Genomic DNA, 19,808 nt, shown 5'->3' with positions numbered 1-19,808 from the left:
ATACATCCGAAATCCGCAATTAAATCACTCGCTCTTCAGCGATTTCACCGGATTCGCACGGATACTCTTATAGGTTTGGAAGTAGATCGTCACTAAAGCAAGTCCAAAGCATGCCAGTATAGCCACTCCGATCACCCAAATCTCTATTCCTGTTTTATAGGCAAATTCTTCCAGCCACTTATTCATAAACATCATGGCCAGCGGCACCGCAATCAGCATGGAAATCAGGATTAATTTTAGGTAAGAGAGAGAAAGCATCAGGAATATTTCTGACATAGTCGCTCCAAAGACTTTGCGTATTCCTATCTCTTTAAATCGCCGCTCCGTAGTATATGCAGTCAGACCAAACAGACCTAGACAGGCTATCAAAATAGAAATGCCCGTCAATACCTGAAGTAGATTCGCCATCTTCAATTCGGATCTATAAACCCTGTTGAAATCCTCATCCAGGAAACTGTAATTCATAGGAACTCTTGGCTCATACTTCTTCCAAGCAGTTTCCAATTCTGCGATTCCTGCAGTGATATTTCCACCTTGGACTTTCACCGAAATGTAATCCCGCAGGTAATAATCGTGCATGTATTCGATCACCAGCGGTTTGATTTCATTTCGAAAAGATTCGAAATTAAAGTCCTCCACCATTCCGATCACCTCCTGTGTAGCCTCGTCATTTTCTCCTTCATTCTTTACTATCAATTGACCGATCGCATCACCTTCAATTCCCAATTGCTTGGCTGCCGTCTGATTGATGATGATTTTGTTAATATCAGCTCCCGCAGTCTCTGCAAAATTCCTCCCCTCGATCAGCTTAAACTGATAAGTATCCAGATAGGACGCATCAGCTTCGTACCAATTCATACCCTGCTCCTGATCACTGGTTGGAAGCGAAAATGAACGCATCTGAAACTGACCGGACATGGGAATTCCTGTGGAGAAACTCAGTGATTGCACATTCGTACTTGATGCAAAATTCCCTTTGAAATCCTCCCGCTGGGAGTTTTGAATTTCTCCGTCATTATGAATGATCACCAGCTGATCCCGCTCAAATCCCGGATCAGAATTCTGGATAAAACTCATCTGCCGCTGCACCAACAGTGTGCAAATGATCAGGGTTAGTGAAGTAGCAAACTGAAATACTACCAGCCCATGTCTTAGACTGTTGCTGTTTTTCCCAAAAGACAATTGCCGCTTAATAATCTGAAGTGGCTTAAAAGAGGAAAGATAAAATGCAGGATAAAAGCCCGAAAGAAGCGTGAGGATAATTACCAGAGATGGTATCATCCACAGGATCATCGGATTCTTCCAAAGCTCAAATTGAAGTTCCTTACCGGTAAGTTGATTGAAAACCCCATTACAAAGGGTCACTGTAACTAGGGAAATGACCACACTAATCAGCACAAGAATCCATGCTTCGGTGAGAAATTGGTAAATCAATTGGGATTTCTGTGAGCCCATCACCTTTCTCACACCCACTTCCATGGATCTTAGTCCAGCTTTGGCAGTAGCCAGATTCATAAAATTGATACAGGCCAAAAGCAGCACAAATGCAGCTACAAAAGAGAAAATGTAAATGTAGCTCTGGTACCCATTTGCCTCATGCTCCCTTAGCAAATGGGAGTTCAGATGAATATCCTGTACGGGCATAACTTTCAGATTGTAATCCGAATTCTCATCGCCAGCCTCCAGCATGGGAATGGCATAATCGGCAACGATCTTATCAAGCTTTGTTGCCACCACATCCTGCTTTTCCTGTGGAAATTTCGCATAGGTATAAAGTATAGGCCATGACCAGCTTTCCATATCAAAAATCTCCGCGTTCATCCATGGCTCATACACCAGCATGTCAAACTGAAAATGCGTTTGGGAAGGCAGATCTTCGACTACCCCTGCGATTTGCCTCGGATTGGGATCGTTGCTTCCTATCATCACAGTCTTGCCAACCATCTCATTTGGGGAAAGGTCTCCGAAGTATTTATGCCCCAAACTCTCGGTAATCACCACGTTTTTGGAATCCGTAAGTGCCGTTTCCTTAATTCCAGCCAGCATATTCAGGTCAAAAACCTTAAAGAAATTTGGCTCAACATAAAAGATATTTTCTTCCCGGAATACCTGATCCTTATTTTGTCCGGAGCCTGGCTGTATGGTGAAATCATTCCATTTCAGTAAGCGAGTGACCGCCTCCACTTCTGGAATATCCGACTGTATCCTTGGTCCAAGGGAAGGAGGCGCAGTGGCATAACTGGAGGTGCTATAATCTCCCCAGTGGGAAGTGATTCTGAAAACTGACTCGGAATCAGGATAAAAGCGATCGTAATTCACCTCATCCTGAATGAAAAGCATGATCATCAAAAATCCGGAAATACCCATAGTCAGTCCGACTACGTTGAGTATGGTGTAAAGCCTGTTTTTCTTCAGTACTCTCCAGCCGATTTTAAGGTAGTTTTTCCACATGGTTTGAAAGGATTGAAATATTTAAAAATTGGAAGATTGGAAGATTAATTCCCTAGCCTAACTCCACTTTTATGCCATCCAAAAACCTTCAAACCAACGCGCTACGATGGGAAAAGTAATTATTCTTAAAAATCAATCGAACATTTTTGTTCGGAATCGGTCAAAAAATACTAATAAAAGAACGAATAATCATTCGCTCTTCCTTCCGTGGTCTGTGTCCCACAGACCACTTTACCACTTTACCACTTTACTTTTAATTCATTTCGGTCTGTGAGACACAGACCGAGGCGATGGTTCTCACTTATAAAGCAAATACTTCTCTCGCATTTTCTTGTAGGCAGAAAGCTCGGGCTCCCAACCTGCTCTAATCTCTTCCATAGGAACACCATCAATGATTTGCTGTCTGAAATCCCCCCTACCTATCTGCATTTCGATGGTATTCATCTGGTTGCTGAGCTTAGAATCAAAAAACTTCTCTTTCTCAGGGCTGGCTTTGTAAAGTTCACGGATCCAGTCAAAATTGATTTGTCCACTAGCTCTTAATTTTTCTGTATCGTATTCCCGAAGGTCAATTCCATAGCAAACCTGATCCATAAAAAGTGGCGTTTCTGCCATTCCTTTGATTCCTGTTGGAGTGAAACTGAACTCGTAGATTCCTTTGTAAGCAGGACTTCCCAACACTGTAAATGGAAAATAAGTACCGCGTCCAAGATTGATGTACGTCCCCTCAAACATGCAAAGACTAGGATAAAGCAAGACCGACTGCGGAGTATTCAAGTTTGGCGAAGGAGAAACCGGCAAAACGTAGGGCATATCATGCGCATAATTTGCAACAGGAATCACTTCTATGTCAGCTTTTACCTTGTTTGCCAACCAACCTTCCCCATTGGCCATCATCGCAAACTCCCCTACAGTAAGGCCGTGAGCCATAGGAATAGGAAACATCCCGATTCCTGATTTATACTTCATATCCAGCACCGGACCATCGATCAAATACCCATTTGGATTTGGCCTGTCCAGGATAATCAGGCGTTTGCCATTTTCTTCACAAGCCTCCATCAGACGAGCCAAGGCATTGATATTGGTATAAAATCGAACCCCTACATCCTGCAGATCATAGATCAGTATATCCACATCTGCCAAGTCCTCCTTGCTAGGTTTGCTCTTTCTACCATATAGGGAAATTATAGGAATCCCTGTTCGCTCATCTTTCTCATCACTCACTTTTGCGCCAGCACTGGCATTTCCTCTGAATCCATGCTCCGGACCAAAAACTTTCACAATGTTAATCCCCAAAGTTTGCAGACTATCCACCAAATGGGTTTTGCCGATGATGGAGGTTTGGTTGGCCAGTACAGCTACCCGTTTGCCTTTCAAAAGCGGCAGGTACAATTCCGTTTGATCCGCTCCGGTTTTGATTTCTTGATCGGTTCCTTTGGCTTGCTCTGCAGGAAGTTTTGTGGTGCAAAAACAAAGGAGTATGCTCAGCGCAAAAAGTGAGATCGATTTCATGGGTTGGTTAAGTTTATTTCAGGATTTTTAAAAATACGTCATTGAGATGAACTAGGCAATTCAGATTATATAATGTGTCAGGCAGAGTGAAGTCAAAGGCGGGTTCAGCCCTCCACTTTCATATTATTGATAAAAACATATGTGTATCTACTTAACTGTACATATGTGCTATGAATTAATGCTAGAGGTTCAAATTTGGCAATTCCCCCTTTCCAAAAGGGGGCAAGGGGGATTTTTAGGCTAGAACAAGATAAAATTCCTCCGCCATGATCTGTGTCCCACAGACCACTTTGTATTTCGGACTTTAAGAACCCCAGTTGGCGCAAAGTCTCATGACTTGTGCTTTTATAATGCAGTCTTCAGACTGCTCTGCATTTTAATTTCTCATAGAAATATAAGGTATGCAAAACTTGACTTTAAATTTTATGTAGCTGTTATTGAAAATGGCTATCAGGATTATTAGCAGACAAGAGACTGCAATATTTTGGGTCCAAGCCTGCCTGCTTCAGGTAGATCTGAAAACTTGAACCAAAGGAGCTTTATAGGTCTAAATACCTACTATTGTGCCAACGGCACGTCCAGTAAAAGCCCTGAATACAGCGAAGCGAAATTCAGGGTAGGTGAAATTATAGTTGAAACCAAGAGTGGCAACGGCACGATCTGTAGCAAATATGCAGGATTATCTACAATCAAATCTATTTAAGCTTAACTGAACTCATTCCACAAAGAAAAAAATCTAACTTTTCGAAGACAGCTCCAAATCATAAATCTGAATCCCAACTCGTTCGATATGTTTTTTTAATTCGGGTTCCTTAATTTTTTCAAAATGAACCAGATCAATAGCTTGAAGTAACTCTATTTCATCCATTGCAATAGAAATATTCAACATTTTTTCAAAATCCAGCTTTTCGCCAAAAACAGCAATATCTATATCAGAACCTTCATAAAAGTTGCCTTTTGCCCTAGAACCAAAAAGAACTGCCTTTTCAACTTCTGGGAAATTGGAGAAAACAGAGGTTATTTCTGATAGGATACTTTCACTTATTCCAGTCTGCTTCATGTGTTTATTTTATTATAGTTTGTCACATGGAATCTCGCATCAAATACATCCCTCTTTTGGTTATTCCTCGATATACTAGATTTCATAAGTCTAATAATTCTTGATTTCCTGATCTTTCGGATTCAAGTTTGATTTGGAGGTCAATAAAAGGCTTAAAGAAGAGGTTTAAAATCAACTCTTTAATTTCCTCAGCAGTCTCAGGATCATAGGTATGGGAAGTTTTCTCTCTACTTTTTTTCAATTGGCTCCAACCTGATGAGTCAGTAATCAACTTCATTTTGAGGGCTTCCTGCAAAACTTTGGACGGACCATTGATGTCGGGTATTCCTATATCCTTGATGTAGTCCTGTAGTGTTTTCCAAGCAAGCTCATAGGTGTATTCAAATCGCTGAATCAAGCCTTCCGTCTCAAGCTCTGACAGTTTTTTCTCTTTTGCCTGAGCCACAGCTTGGGACAATTTCAAAAAGGCCTTATTGAAATTGGAAAAACGCTGCTGCCATCTGATATCTTCCTCCATATCAATACAAGTTATGTTTTTCTAAATTTTAAATTCAGAAATATACAATTTTCTTCAAATCCCCAACCTCCTGGTTACCACTTTATCAATTGCTTCAAAAAGTTGCTTGGGGTGGCGGGTTCGCCAACTCACATCGTTTAACTTCCCACCCATGACCAGGTATCGGTCTATACCAAACCTGCTCATTTCAGACAAGACATGATCTTGCAAGTTTAGCATGACTATCCAACCGTCCTCTAATTCATCCTGCCATTCGTCGTAGTAATCATCAGCCTCCAAATCACCGTGGAAGTTGAGTACATTCTCACAAATCAGTATGTATTTGTTGATGCCCTCTGCGATCATCAATTCGATGATATTCCGCTTCAAGGTCATAATATCATTGTTCAGCAGGTCATTCCACTCACCAATAAATTCAATCACAGCAAAACCAAGGTGATAGTCTGCATAGATTACTTTAAGGAAAAGCGTTTCAGATTCCATGCTATCCCACTGTGGGTGAATCAGAAAATTATAGATCTGATCGGTAAAGTGAATCTCGCTGTTTTGATATTCAAAGAAGGGAGATAGTGGATCCTCCGCAGCGATGTAAAGATGTCTCCAGTTAAAATATGGCTCAAGCGTATGCATGGTAGGTAAACAGAACTGAATACGGCAAAGTTGCAGTTAATCCCTCCATTTACACTTCGCCTGTGTCCCAAAAGCCATTTTTTTGTCCCCGTGGTCTGTGTCCCTAAGACCACTTTAATTCTCGTTTCGGTCTGTGGGACACAGACCGAGGTGGAGGGCACATACGGAGGTGAAAGGAAAAGAGATAGCCACTCCAGTATTAACTACCGAATAAATTACCCTCAATTTTTATAACTTTAGAAGACAGCAAAATTTTTGAACTATGAACCTCCTTATTCTCCCATGGCTTGCACTTTTATTTTCCCAAGGCAGCCCAAACTTTGAATCCCAACTTATTGACGACAATGTCTCCATAGGATATGGCATCGTCGTAGGTGATGTGGATGGAGACGGAAAGCCAGATTTGATTTTGGCAGACAAAAAACAATTTGTGTGGTACCGAAACGGCGATTGGAAGCGCTTTGTACTTACAGAAAACCTGACTGAGCGGGATAATGTCTGCATAGCGGCGCGGGATATCGATGGAGATGGAATGGTGGAGATAGCCGTCGGAGCGCAGTGGAATCCAGGTGAAACAAGCGATGAAGCCCAGTCCGGTTCTGTACATTACCTGATCCGGCCAGACGATCCAACTCAGCTTTGGACCCCGGTGCAACTTCCCCATGAGCCAACAGTGCATCGCATGTATTGGGTGAAAACAGGGAGAGCTTCCTATCAACTCATCGTTCTTCCTCTTCACGGACGTGGAAATAAAGCAGGTGAAGGTGCGGGAGTAAAGGTAATTGCCTATGAAAAACCCGTCAACCCAAAAGATCCTTGGAAAACAACCTTGATCGATGAATCCATGCATCTGACGCATAATATGACCTCCAAAGACCTAGGTGTGGGCGGAGGTGAGACGATTTTTATAGGGGGAAAAGAAGGAGTAAAAAGCTTTTCAATTCAGGATAACAACTGGTTTGCAGGACCAACCCAGGAATCACCTCCTGGCCATCAATCCTTTGGAGAATTAGCACTGGCAATGATCCCCGGCCGAGGAATGCTGCTGGCTGGAGTGGAGCCCATGCATGGCAATCAAGTGGCAGCATACGTAGCTACACAGGAATCTAACCAGACGCAGCGGGTCGTCTTGGATAAAAGCCTGAAGGAAGGTCATGGGATTATAACGGGGGATTTCTTGGGAAATGGCACCGTGCAAATCGTGGCTGGATGGCGTACACCAAATGAAGCTGGAGATATAGGAATCAAACTATACGAGCCAGTAAACGAGAACTACACCGAATTCAAAGCCCATTGGATCGATCAAAACGGCATGGCAACCGAGAGTCTGACTGCCGCTGATCTTAATGGAGATGGAAAATTGGATATAATCGCTTCTGGCCGAGCCACCAACAATTTGAAGATTTATTGGAATCGAAGGGAGTAAGGTGGTGTAGGTCATTTCCTGCTCTCCGGGAGGCAGACGATCCCGAGAATCGAGAGAAGCAATCTCTTTTCATATTTCAGAGGTTGCACATCTGATTTAAGGTTTGATTCTTAAGGGTTGAAACTATTATTCTCCACTTGACCTAATTCACTTGCATAACTAAAATTACTAATGTAATTTAAAGAGCTTTTTAGAGGGGATCAAAGGCGATTTTTGAATGCCAACAACCTGTAAGGCATATCTATTTGATTGAACAAAGGAGATTTTAACTCTGAGAGTGCTGCATTACACAGATTGACAATTATTTTAAAACCAATAAAAACTAAAAATCATGAGCGGATCTGGAGGAGGTGGCTATGTACCACCACAACGAAATAACTTTGATTGTGAAACAGGTATTATAATCACCAATGTTTCATCTATTAATCTAACTGTTTTACTAAAACATACTGTCGGAGTTTTTTTGAATGTGACAATTGGGCCAAATGAGCAAATACTCTTAGAAGATGGTGATGGTGAAATATTAGGTGCAGTATTGCATTCTAATATTTCTGATTTAATTGAGTGCATTAAAAATGGTGCACAATATGAAGCTGAAATACAAAGAATAAATACACCAACATGTGTAGTTAAAATTACTCGAAAATAAATATGATAAATGTTATTGGAGGCACTTATCGAGAAATTGATTTTGATAGTGTTACAATGGAGATTTTTGGATCAGGCTTTAGATGCGCCAAATTCTTATTAGAAAACAAAAGTCAAGTAAACCTTATAACAAGTGGAAATAAGGAGGCAAGTAATTTCCTTAAAGAAAACCAGAAAGTATACCCAAATTTAAGTTTTGAGGTTAATTCATATGACGAAATAATAACATTTCAATATAGTTTTGCATTAGATGAACCTTCAATATATCCAAGTCCTCTAAATATTTCAAAAACAAAAAATTGGGAATTTAAGGGTGAAGATTTGATTGCTTTCGGAATGCTAGAATCCGAATATAAAATAGAATGTAAAAGAGCAGTCTATGATCCTCAAACATCTGTAAAACCAACAAGATTTTGTGAAATAGGTAAAGCGGAAGAACTGGTCTACATTGTAAATCGAATTGAAGCTCATTCTATATCTTCAAGTGAGGATATTGAAAAGATAAAAAATTATTTTTTTAATGATGAAAATGTAACAGCTTTTATTATTAAAAACGGTCCATACGGAGCTACTTTATACACTAAATCTGAAGAACTAAACATACCTTGTTATATAACTCAAAATGTATATAAAATTGGCTCTGGTGATATATTTACAGCAAGTTTTGGATATTATTGGATGAGCAAAAATCTATCACTTAAAGAATCAGCATTATTAGCATCAAAATCTACCGCAATTTACTGTGATAAAAAAGCTTACGTTGATTTCACTACTAGTTTTACATTTACATATAAAGAATTTAAATTAAACGATTTATCGAAAAAACAAGTGTACATAGCCTCACCATTTTTTGCCTTGTCCGAATTAATTCTAGTCGATAAAATTCGCAAGGCATTACTTTCATTTGGGGTAAAAGTTTTTTCACCATTCCACGATATTGGTTTAGGAGAACAAATTGCAATTGCAAAAAAAGATATTGAAGGTATTAATAATTCTGATGTGATCTTTGCAGTTCTCGACAATCTTGATTCTGGAACCCTAGTAGAATCTGGCTTTTCAATGGCTAGCGGCAAAGCAATAATTGGATACCATCGCACTTGCGACGAAAAAAACTTATTAATGCTTAAACCAGGTGATTTCACTTCATATAATAATTTGACAACTGCTTTATATCAAACTATTTGGAGTTTATGAAAAAAGCAATTTTGTTATCTGGAGGTGTAGATTCGATTTGTCTGGCATATGGTATTAAGCCTGAAATTGCTTATACGATAGATTACGGCCAAACTGTAGCTGAGCGAGAAATATATGTATCAAAATATATTTGCAGTATTTTAAATATAGAGCATAAGGTAATAAAAGTTGATTGTAAGCATCTAGGTTCTGGCTCATTGGCAGATGCAAAAAGCTCAAATATTTCTCCATCTAAAGAATGGTGGCCATTTCGAAATCAACTTTTAGTAACTCTTGCTTCAATGCAGTCTTTAAAAGACTCCGTAAATGAGATATATTTAGCTTCAGTCAAATCGGACAACTTCCATAAAGATGGGACTGAAAGATTTTATAACTTACTTAATAATTTATTATTCTATCAAGAAGGGGAAATCAAAGTAATTTGCCCAACACTAGAAAATTACAGTCACGAGTTAGTAACTAAATATAATGTCCCTATAACATTAATTACTATGGCACATTCTTGTCATATTTCCAATCTAGCATGTGGAATTTGTTCAGGTTGTATCAAACAACTAAAAGTTAGATATGAGTTAGGGATAGAATAAAAAAAATAATTATAATTATAAAAATAAAAAAGGTTATTAATTACTAAAAACTAGAAATAAAAACACTTACTAATACAACTTTGATAGAATTATAATTATAACTTAAAATTTATACTAAAATAAAAAAGGTAATTCAGAGTAATCAGAGAATAAAAAAAAGTGAGTATAACTATTACCAAACCTTTTGTTTAAACCCTCCTAGCAAAATTTCTAAAAACAATATTCTCTAAGATCTTTGATTTGAGAATTAATAATTGTTAAGTGATAACGAAATTATGAAGTTAAAACGGAATACAAGCCCATATTTACTAAATTTGAATAGAATCAACTTTAAAACCAACTCAAAATAGAATTATTCGAGATAATTAACACTTAAACAAACAGACATGAGCCATAAAGAAAAATGGAAATTATTATTAGGGGAAATGAGGTTCAGAGAGAAAACACCTTCAATACCTTCTGACGGAAGAAATCCATTTGAAAATGATTATGGAAGGTTAATTTCTAGTGCACCTATCAGGCGGCTTCAAGACAAAACACAAGTTTTCCCATTAGAACAGAGTGATTTTATTAGAACACGGTTAACTCATTCATTAGAAGTCTCCTATATCGCTAGTACAATTGGTCAAAGTATTGAGAAATCATTATTGGAAAAAGGTGAACTTAACATTGAACAAAAAGGGCTCCTAAGTTCATTACTAAGAGTTTCTGGACTAGTACATGACTTAGGTAATCCTCCATTTGGTCATTTTGGTGAAGAAGCTGTCAAACACTTTTTCAACGAATATTTTGAAGGATACAATCGAAATGATCTAAGTAAAATTGAAATAGAGGATTTCAAAAATTTCGATGGTAACGTTCAAACCTTAAGAATACTATCGAAACTATACTTTTTCGGAGATAAATTTGGCTATAATCTTACCTACTCAAGTTTAGCATCAATAATTAAATACCCTTCAAATTCGATAGAAGGAAACAAAGGTAAACTAAGTAAAGAAATAAGAAATAAGAAATTTGGGTATTTTGTTACCGAAAAAGATAAATACGAAGAGATAAACAAATATTTAGAATTAAATAGAAGAAGAAGTCCTGTTGTTTATTTACTTGAAGCCGCAGATGACATAGCATATAGTGCAGCTGACATTGAAGACGGCGTAAAGCTTGGTATAATTAATATAAATGATGTTAAGAAAATTTTTGAATCAAACCTTGACAAGAATAAAAAAATCGTACTTGACGAACTAAACGATTTAAAAGAAAAATATCTCGACAAAGGAATTGATGAATCTGTTATTATTCAAAAATTTAGAATTTTTACGCAAAGGATTATGATTCAAGGAATAATGGAATCATTTAGTGAGAGATATGATGACATAATGAATGGAACTTTAGAGAGTGAGATTATAGATATCTCTAGCGCTTCAGACATTAGAAAAGCATACAAAAATTTGCAACACATGGTTTTTGATGAAAAAAACATCGTCAAAAAGGAGATCGCAGGGTGGGAAGCAATATATGGATTATTGAAAATTTTTGTTACTGCTTCAGAAAGTGTAAATTTTAAGCCAGAGGGAAACACATACCAATCGAGAATTTTTAAAATAATATCTTCAAGTTACAGAACTGTATATAATACTATTGAAAACTATGAAAATGACAGATATAAAAAACTACAACTTATAGTTGATTTTATTAGTGGCATGACAGATACCTATGCAATTAATTTATACCAAGAGCTTAAAGGGATTAAACTATAGTAAAATTGGAGAAAATTGATATAAAAAAATCATTCCACCATCACTTTAATCAAATGATAAAAAGCGATATAAAATTAAAGATTTTATTTTATGAAATTTTTGTTTTCGGATCTGCATATATCGTTGGAGGTTTTTTTCGTGATTTTCTTAATAATAGAAAAAGCAGAGACGTTGATGTAATTGTCGATATATCAAGTTCAAAATTATTAAATATAGTAGCCGAATGTGGAAACCCTTATTCAATAAATAGACATGGAGGAATTAAAATTCAGTTTGCTTCAATACAAATTGATATTTGGAGCATTCAAGATAACTGGGCATTTAAAAATAATTTAGTTAAATTAAATGAAGAAGATAAATTAAACAGTATTGCAAAAGGATGTTTTTACAACTTTGACTCATTAGTTATTAATTTACACAACTTCTCATATAACCTCAGACATTATAATGAATTTATAAATTCACAAAAATTAGACATCCTTCAGAATAGCCCTACATATAAAAACTTAAACCCCACAACTGAAGCAAACATACTTAGAGCTTTTTATATAAAAAATAGGTATAATTGCAAATACACTATCAATACATACAAATATTTATTAAAGAAAGTTGGATCCTTAGATGATAAAAAGAGTGATAATGCTTTTGATAGGTTAATAGTAACCAGAGGGAAATATATCAAATACCAAGAATTAAATGACAATTTAATTATTAAATATTTAAAAGAATTAAAAAGCAAAGACAATCCTAGCAATCAAATTCCGCTTGATTTATAAACTATTTAATATAAAGTTAGTCTGTTTCAATATTAGGTAAATGAATGAAGAAGTCAATGCTTAATAGCACATACTGAAACTAAGTTGCCCTAATACAAATACTTCAAAATATGCCCCCCTCTTTGAGTAGTCAGACCGTTCAGCTAGGGGAGTTTGACCCTCTCTTTGTAGTTAAACAATAACACTTGATTGGTTGGGATTTCTAATTCCACCCATCTAATTCCACCCATATATCACAAACAATTTATAATTGGTAAATAACCTCACCAAAATTTTCTAAACCTTTTCTAACCAGTCCAGTAAAAACTAACATGAAGATCTTGATAATCCTATTTTTCGCGATGTTGAGTTCTGGATTGTATGCTCAGTCGGTAATCGTAAATCCAGATGGAACACATTCGGTGGTTATTGATCATGGTGTCCATAAAGTAATAGTCAATCCTGACGGAACCCACTCCGTTGCCGTGGGTTTGGGCACCAGCAATATCTTGATAAATCCAAATGGTACTCATTCACAGATTATTGGGAATAGAAACTCGAAAATCATTGTAAATCCAAACGGAACACATTCCATCCTTTTCTCACAGAATAATTCCAAGCAAGCAGCTGCAAATCCAAATTCAGCAAACCAACCGATTATCATTAAAAAGCGCGGAGGCAAACTAGTGATCCTGTCAGATGGCTCTGTAATTCATTTTGAGAAGGTAAAAAGAAAGAGGAAGTAAAAGAATGGAGTTAACGAAAATCGGCCATGCCTACGGCATTTTGAAAATTCCTCACTCATTTTTACCAGCCATTTCAATGGCTGCCTATAGTATGAAGCATGCCTACGGCATTACATACTACCAATGCAACTTCTCACGAGTCCCGTAGGGACGATAGATTTTATTGCCAGAGGTTTTAACCCCTGGATATATTATGGAAATATGAGCTAGCAAAGTCCCATAGGGACGGGCAATTTTTATAGTGACTCATCAAAAAAGACATTCTGTGGAGCTAATCACTTTTCAATTTTTAACTTGATACTTGTGTCTTCCTACTTGCTGCTTTGAAAACCCTTGCCTCTTTAGTCCATTTTAAAACTTCCTGACATAGCTTGTCCCTGTTTTAAGTAAAAGGAATAGATTATCCCTGCCAAATACCTATTTTACCTTAGAATTAGCCTTGCATTTCCTGCACCAAATGCGGAAAAGGCTTAAATTTGATCTACTACAGAAATAAGTCTTATACCACTGCCCCGGTTTGTACCTGTCCGCTATGGCGGGTCTTCACAAACCGGAAAACTACCTTAAACCATGAACGAATCTCCATCCAAACAAATCCACCAAGGCAGAAACGTAAAACGCTTCAGGGAAATGCTAGGTATCAAGCAGGAAGCCCTGGCTTATGAGTTGGGAGAGGACTGGAACCAGAAAAAGATTTCCTTGCTGGAGCAGAAGGAAGAAATCGAAGCTAGCCTTCTTTTCCAGATCGCAGAGGCACTCAAGCTACCGGTTGAAGTCTTCCGGAATTTTGACGAAGAGCAGGCAGTAAATATTATTTCGAATACTTTTAATATTGAAAAGGATGCCTATGTTGGGAATTCAAAACCAATTTTTAACATCAATCCCTTAGAAGAAATCAAGAAACTTCACGAAGAGAAAATCGCCCTATACGAGCGTATGCTGAAGAAGAAAGATGAGATGATGGCGAGATTGGAGCAATTGATTAAAGGGAAGTGATTCTTCACTTCTAAAATATCCCTTTATCCTGAATTGCAACAGCCTATCAAACCAAATTCAGAAAGCTCTAAATACAAATAATACTACATGAAGGAAGGTCTAATCAAGGATGCCTACGAAGCTCTGATCAAAGAATTACAGACTATCTTGACCATTGCCTACATTTTTTCTGTGGCCATAGGGATGCTCTTCACCTATCATAAGTATAAAGAATTCAATATCAATATTTTTGACTATGCTGATATCCTCGATTTTCTTATTGCCCCCTTCTCTGATTTTGCTATTCTTTACTTTATCATAGGTTCTTCTGTCCTACTGGGTTTGTTGATACTTGGAGATACTTATTCCAAAAGGAATTATCCCCGCGCCTATTCCCGCTTTAATTTTGGCATTGATAAGAAAACTTGGTTTAACAAGTACAGATTCATCTCCTTTGTGTGCTTATTTGCTCTCTATCTGGTTCTTTCTGCCCAGGCTTATGGAAGATACTATAAAAAGCAGGTGTTAGAAAGCAATCCTATATTACTCAGATTTGCGGATAACGAAACCAAAACTGGCTTGCTTGTAGGCAAGACCAAGGATGTCATATTTTTGCTTAATGGAAAGAAAATATCAGCTATTCCTATCACTTCATTTTTAAAGGAATTTGAGTTGGAAACCGAGTAGCAGGATCACTATATGGTAGACCTAGTTTGTAAGCAAACCTCTATTCTTAGGTAAAATCACTATTTCTCCTTCTAAAATACCCCTCACTAGAATACCATATCCCTTATCTCTTCTGCAACTTCATAGCAACACTAACCAAGTTTGTTATGAACAAGAAGAAAGCTAAAACTATCCCCGTAGATCCCTATAAACATTACGCCGAAATTGGTTCTATGTACAGTTCCAAATGGCGCAAGCTGGATCTATTGATCCCAAGTAATTTCCGTATGCTGTGCGCTATTCTGAATATAAAACCAGAACGAGTGCTGATGGATTTTATGTGGAAGCTGAGCTATTCAGTGATTGAAGGAGCCACAGAAAAGCAGCGGAAAGCCGGTAAAAAGTTCTTTATAGCTAGCGGATTTGGACAGCCTGCATTTGCTAAAGAAGACATTAAGAAGATGTTTAGCGAGTTGAAATCCCTCCGAAAACTCAGTGATACCACCGAGGCTATGGAGGATGGAAACAAGGAGCAATTCTGGAAAAACAATCACATGTTCGTGGAATACTGGTACAAGCGCTGGTTTGAAAAGAATATTCGACCAGATGATCTGTCGGTGCTTGAAGAATATTAATGATCTGATCATTCCTTTACGCTACTTGCACTTGGCAAGCCATATCCCCCATTGATCTTACACACTATTAATCAGGACTATAATATTATCAGTTATAGGAAATCCATACCATGACCAATACAAAAACAATATAGAATCAATTATTGAACATTATATGATTGCTCTTTTAATAATCTTAAACTACTTTTTATAAATTTTTACTACAATTTATTAGGTAGTTCTCCTGCGCTTAATCTATATTCATCTGTAAATCAAACAGTAAGGACATGGCAAGGATCACTAACTCAATATTAGAGGGGCTATCTGGAAGCGTGGGAGAATTGGTTTTCTACAAAGTGGGTGGGAAAACTTATTCACGCAGGAAACCCGGTAAACAAAGTAAAACTACCAAGTCGAAAACATCTGAAAGAAAGCGCAACTCCCAATCGGTCAGCACCCAGACGCAAAAATTCCTAAAGAATATCACACATATATTACGTTTCGGCTATCAGAACTTCGAAAATGGAGCTAGCAGGCCGTATCATGCGGCAGTTTCTTATACGATGAAAAACTCCTTCAAATTTGAAGGAACGTCAGCATCAAAAGTGCTGGATATCAGTTTGGTTAAAGTCAGTCGGGGAAGTCTTCTGGGACCTCAAGACCCTACAGTAGAGCGGGTTCCCGAGGGGATAAAATTCACTTGGACAGACAATTCCTGGCAAGCAGCAGCAAAGCCCACAGACAATGTGTTCGTTTTCCTACTTTCTGCAGAAGAAAATGGTACCGGTTCAGAATGGGAATTTCTAGGGAACACAAGGGAAAAAGAAACTCATACCCTCCTACCCCCAAATAATTCCACTCAATGGCATGCCTGGATAGCTTTCAGTCAGGAAAACCCATGGACAAAAAAGCGGGATTTATCGGATTCTGTTTATTTGGGGGTTGTTTAGGGAACAGGCTGGTTTGCGGAGAGTTCTCTTCCCCGGTCTCGGCGTTGACTCATCATTCTAGGGATTAGGGCTTTTGTTAGCCCCCTTAACAAAAATAAACAAGAGTTAGGCCTATTATAATCCAAAATGCCAAAAAATACCCAATAAGGGGTATTGTGTTAAATGAATTTTTCGTTTTTCTTTAGCAAAAGGAATATGAAAAATAATCCTTTAGTCTACTTTCTCCCCTATGCACAACCTAAGATGAATATCGCTAAATTATTACTTAGTATTTCTCTGATTTTTATCCTCAATTCCACTTTTGCACAAAATCAAAAAGTCCAAAAACTCATTTTGCAAGGCATAGAGTTTCATGACTATGGAGAATACAAAAAGGCTATTGAAACTTATAAGAAGGCCTTGAAGATTGATGAAAATTCCAGCTTAGCCAATTATGAAATCGCTTTGTCTTACATTGCCGCAAACGATTATGAGAATTCAATTTCTCATTCCAGAAAAGTAATTGAGCTTAATGAAGACCATTTAATGGAAGCATACGTCCTTTGGGGAAATGCTCTTGACATGGATGGCAAACCTCAAAAAGCAATAAAGGTCTATGAAATAGCCATGCAAGAATTTGACAATCATCTATTAAACTACAATTATGCAGTAACCTGCATGAACGTTGATGAAATTAATAAAGCTTATGATGCTCTTCTTGCAGGAATCTCCATCTTCCCTTCACATGGGAGTAGTCATCTGCTTTTAAGTCAAATTATGGCCATGAAGGAATCTAGAATCCAAGCCATTATTCCATTGTATTTTTTCTTACTACTAGAACCTAATTCAAACAGATCAGTCAAGGAATACCAAAAATTAAGGGAATTTCTAAGTCAAGGAATTTCCAAAAGTTCCTCTAATGATTTTGATATCAATATTGCCATTTCTGAAGGAGGTGATTCTGATTTTGATGCAGCAGAACTTATGGTCAGTCTTTCAGCTGTTTCAGGCTCACTTGAGGGAAACGAAGAAAAATCAGAGTTGGAATTATTTAGTGAACAAAATGAATTGATTTTCAAGATTCTCGGCGAGCTGAAAGAAGAAAACACTGGATTATGGTGGGACTTTTATGTTACTTTTTTCAGTGATTTGGCAAATTCCGGTCTTACCAAACCTTTTAGTTATTACATTTCACAATCTAGCAGTCCGGAAGTAGAAGATTGGCTAAACAACCATGAGGAGGAATTTAAAAAATTCATGGATTGGGTAAATAATTAATGTCTGCTTAATCAGTCGCTTTTGGAATTAGATGAGATTTATAAAACCTACTTCTAGAAACAAATTCATTGGCATCTAACAGAAAAAGTAAATTACCAAATAGGTCGTCAGGGGAAAATTTGACCACTTTTGCAATTGTTCTGGGAGTCATTGGACTTCTGTTTACAATATACATTGGTTATAGAGCCTCATTAAGTGACAGGAAATTGTTCTCAATTAGTCTCGTAGCATTATTTGGAGGCTTACTATTCGAAAGTTATAGGGTTAGTCGAAACTTGAAAAAGCTGTTCTTAGTCTTTACAGGATCATATTTTTTAAGTTTATTTAATTTTTTACCTGGCAAGAATGAACAGATTTATATTTTTGAAAACCACATAGAGACTTGGCCTTACTCTTTCTTGTTCCTTTTCACAATGGGCTTTGCAATTTTTTTCAAGGATAAAGTAACTACAAAACTAACTGAAGGAATTACCCTCCTTCTCTCAATTTCATTAATCTATTGGACTATTGATTATGGATTTACAAACATTCGTCATTGGTTTGTATTAACACTTTTGACAATGTTATTTCTTCTTACTGCATTTTCGATAGTTAATGCCTTAACACATATTCATTTGTCAAGATCTATTCGATTAACCTTAAGCATATGGAGCACCTTAATCCTATTCGCATTTGCCATAGATAACATTATTAGAGTCTTTTCCAACCCAGGAATTGAAAGTTCAAAATACCTTTCTAATGGGCTTTATATCGGACTCCAGTTTTTTTTGCTAGGTGTCTCGGCAATCTATATTATGTATAATTATATCCTCCTTTCATCATTTCTACCAAGTAAAGGAGGAAATTATCGCCGCGAATTAATGGAGGCTAAAAAAGAACATATTGATCGATATTCACCCGACCAAATTCACATTGGTCATGCTTTGCTTTGTATTTTATTCTCAACAACTATTTATGGATTAAATTCTAAGTTTCAAGTTCTTCCAAGGCATACCATGATCTGGTTTGTATTCTTAACATTTCCTTTTTTTCTTCAACTTTATGACTCTCTCATCTTAGGCAGAAAAATATTCTGAGAGTATTGCCTATAATAGATCTAGTCAAATAGTGAATTTGGGTTCGGGCAGCAGCAATATCTTAGTAAATCCCGATGGTACTCATTCACAGATTATTGGGAATGGAAACTCAAAAATCATTGTAAATCCAAACGGAACCCATTCCATCCTATTCTCTCAGGATAATTCCCAGCAAAAGGTTGCTAATCCATATTCAGGATACCAACCCTTTTTCCTTAAAAAACGGGGGACCAAAACAATCATCCTTTCAGATGGTTCCGTGCTTCATTTCAAGAAAGTAAAGAAGAAAAAGTCAAAGTCTAACACTTAAAAACCTTCCTTTCACGGTATCTTAGCAGACTTGTCAATCTGCTTTTTTGTAATTCTAACAACCCACCATGGAACCTAACTTCGAAGCTGGAATCAACATTGCAATCAAAATTCCAAAGAGTAAATACGAAAAGACTGTTGCCTTTTATCGGGATATCTTGCGATTAAAAGTTGAGGAAATAGACATAAAAAATCCAACCATATCCAGAACACACCAAGTATCATTCGGAAATAATGTCCTCTGGCTGGATTGCGTGGATAATTACACCCACTCGGAAACCTGGCTGCAGTTAACCGTACCTGATGTACCCGAAGCCACCAACTACCTACTTGCCAAAGGAGTGGAAACCTGTGATGAGATAGAAGAAATTCCCGAAAATATGCATTGGATACAAGATCCTGCAGGAACAGTTTTTAACCTGCAAGAGCGAAAGGTTAAATAGTTGGTCGATCTAAGATGCCGTATTCAAGTATCTGCCTTTTGCTGGGTGGAATCTGAATAACTGTCTGTGGTAACTCCATTATTCAATCACATTTATGATATGTAAAAACAAGGAAACCTACGAGGTTTTAAAAACCTCAAAGGTTAATAATGCTTTTTAAGCATTTAGATTTGAGATTGCCGCGCTTCGCTCGCAATGACGTACCCTACCTTTTCAGCCTTCTGAATTTAGCTTT

19 protein-coding genes are annotated in these 19,808 nt (G+C 37.3%); 14 read left to right on the top strand and 5 right to left on the bottom strand.

The features are described from left to right. Window positions 1–24: 24 nt before the first annotated feature. The 5 genes from AACZ87_RS00315 to AACZ87_RS00295 form a co-directional block, all read right to left on the bottom strand. A complete protein-coding gene (locus AACZ87_RS00315; protein ID WP_339863749.1) occupies window positions 25–2,451 on the bottom strand; it encodes an ABC transporter permease in 2,427 nt (808 codons plus the stop codon). A 297-nt stretch (window positions 2,452–2,748) separates the two neighbouring features. Continuing rightward, window positions 2,749–3,963: a DUF1343 domain-containing protein gene (locus AACZ87_RS00310; protein ID WP_339863747.1), complete on the bottom strand. Its 1,215-nt coding sequence runs from the start codon at window positions 3,961–3,963 to the stop codon at window positions 2,749–2,751. Window positions 3,964–4,699: 736 nt separating this feature from the next. After that, entirely contained in the window at window positions 4,700–5,023 is a 324-nt protein-coding gene (locus AACZ87_RS00305; protein WP_339863745.1) for a nucleotidyltransferase domain-containing protein, read from the bottom strand. An 82-nt stretch (window positions 5,024–5,105) separates the two neighbouring features. After that, a complete protein-coding gene (locus tag AACZ87_RS00300; RefSeq protein ID WP_339863743.1) occupies window positions 5,106–5,540 on the bottom strand; it encodes a nucleotidyltransferase substrate binding protein in 435 nt (144 codons plus the stop codon). A gap of 54 nt (window positions 5,541–5,594) precedes the next feature. Further along, window positions 5,595–6,170 carry a hypothetical protein gene (locus AACZ87_RS00295; protein ID WP_339863741.1) on the bottom strand — a complete coding sequence of 192 codons (576 nt, stop codon included), beginning with the start codon at window positions 6,168–6,170 and terminating at the stop codon, window positions 5,595–5,597. Between the two features lie 262 nt (window positions 6,171–6,432). Here AACZ87_RS00295 and AACZ87_RS00290 point away from each other — a divergent pair, with 262 nt between their 5' ends. From AACZ87_RS00290 to AACZ87_RS00225, 14 genes are all read left to right on the top strand, one after another. Next, on the top strand, window positions 6,433–7,596 hold the full coding sequence (locus AACZ87_RS00290; RefSeq protein WP_339863739.1) for a VCBS repeat-containing protein: 1,164 nt from the start codon (window positions 6,433–6,435) through the stop codon (window positions 7,594–7,596). Between the two features lie 331 nt (window positions 7,597–7,927). After that, entirely contained in the window at window positions 7,928–8,245 is a 318-nt protein-coding gene (locus tag AACZ87_RS00285) for a hypothetical protein (protein WP_339863738.1), read from the top strand. Window positions 8,246–8,247: 2 nt separating this feature from the next. Beyond that, a complete protein-coding gene (locus AACZ87_RS00280) occupies window positions 8,248–9,438 on the top strand; it encodes a PfkB family carbohydrate kinase (RefSeq protein WP_339863736.1) in 1,191 nt (396 codons plus the stop codon). Beyond that, window positions 9,435–10,025, top strand: coding sequence for a 7-cyano-7-deazaguanine synthase (locus AACZ87_RS00275; RefSeq protein ID WP_339863734.1), 591 nt, complete (start codon window positions 9,435–9,437; stop codon window positions 10,023–10,025). The genes AACZ87_RS00280 and AACZ87_RS00275 overlap by 4 nt, the downstream gene beginning before the upstream one ends. A gap of 386 nt (window positions 10,026–10,411) precedes the next feature. Continuing rightward, window positions 10,412–11,782, top strand: coding sequence for a dGTP triphosphohydrolase (gene dgt, locus AACZ87_RS00270; RefSeq protein ID WP_339863731.1), 1,371 nt, complete (start codon window positions 10,412–10,414; stop codon window positions 11,780–11,782). A 5-nt stretch (window positions 11,783–11,787) separates the two neighbouring features. Further along, window positions 11,788–12,558 (top strand): hypothetical protein, encoded by a 771-nt coding sequence (locus tag AACZ87_RS00265; protein WP_339863729.1) that lies wholly within the window; start codon window positions 11,788–11,790, stop codon window positions 12,556–12,558. 311 nt (window positions 12,559–12,869) lie between these two features. Next, window positions 12,870–13,283 carry a hypothetical protein gene (locus AACZ87_RS00260; protein ID WP_339863727.1) on the top strand — a complete coding sequence of 138 codons (414 nt, stop codon included), beginning with the start codon at window positions 12,870–12,872 and terminating at the stop codon, window positions 13,281–13,283. 570 nt (window positions 13,284–13,853) lie between these two features. Then, entirely contained in the window at window positions 13,854–14,279 is a 426-nt protein-coding gene (locus AACZ87_RS00255; RefSeq protein ID WP_339863725.1) for a helix-turn-helix transcriptional regulator, read from the top strand. 87 nt (window positions 14,280–14,366) lie between these two features. Beyond that, on the top strand, window positions 14,367–14,945 hold the full coding sequence (locus AACZ87_RS00250) for a hypothetical protein (protein WP_339863724.1): 579 nt from the start codon (window positions 14,367–14,369) through the stop codon (window positions 14,943–14,945). Between the two features lie 146 nt (window positions 14,946–15,091). Next, window positions 15,092–15,559, top strand: a complete 468-nt coding sequence (locus AACZ87_RS00245; protein WP_339863722.1) for a hypothetical protein — start codon at window positions 15,092–15,094, stop codon at window positions 15,557–15,559. Window positions 15,560–15,825: 266 nt separating this feature from the next. Beyond that, window positions 15,826–16,488: a DUF6266 family protein gene (locus AACZ87_RS00240; protein WP_339863720.1), complete on the top strand. Its 663-nt coding sequence runs from the start codon at window positions 15,826–15,828 to the stop codon at window positions 16,486–16,488. Window positions 16,489–16,683: 195 nt separating this feature from the next. Continuing rightward, entirely contained in the window at window positions 16,684–17,745 is a 1,062-nt protein-coding gene (locus AACZ87_RS00235; RefSeq protein WP_339863718.1) for a tetratricopeptide repeat protein, read from the top strand. A gap of 275 nt (window positions 17,746–18,020) precedes the next feature. Further along, the gene (locus AACZ87_RS00230; protein ID WP_339863716.1) at window positions 18,021–18,821 is read left to right on the top strand and encodes a hypothetical protein; all 801 of its coding nucleotides are present in this window, start codon (window positions 18,021–18,023) and stop codon (window positions 18,819–18,821) included. A gap of 377 nt (window positions 18,822–19,198) precedes the next feature. Next, on the top strand, window positions 19,199–19,573 hold the full coding sequence (locus AACZ87_RS00225; RefSeq protein WP_339863714.1) for a hypothetical protein: 375 nt from the start codon (window positions 19,199–19,201) through the stop codon (window positions 19,571–19,573). Window positions 19,574–19,808 lie beyond the last annotated feature (235 nt).

It is taken from the genome of uncultured Algoriphagus sp. (genome assembly GCF_963974365.1).
In the GTDB taxonomy this organism is placed as follows: Bacteria; Bacteroidota; Bacteroidia; order Cytophagales; family Cyclobacteriaceae; genus Algoriphagus.
Note: the sequence above shows the minus strand (reverse complement) of the source record. Positions and strands in the feature narration are given on the sequence as shown.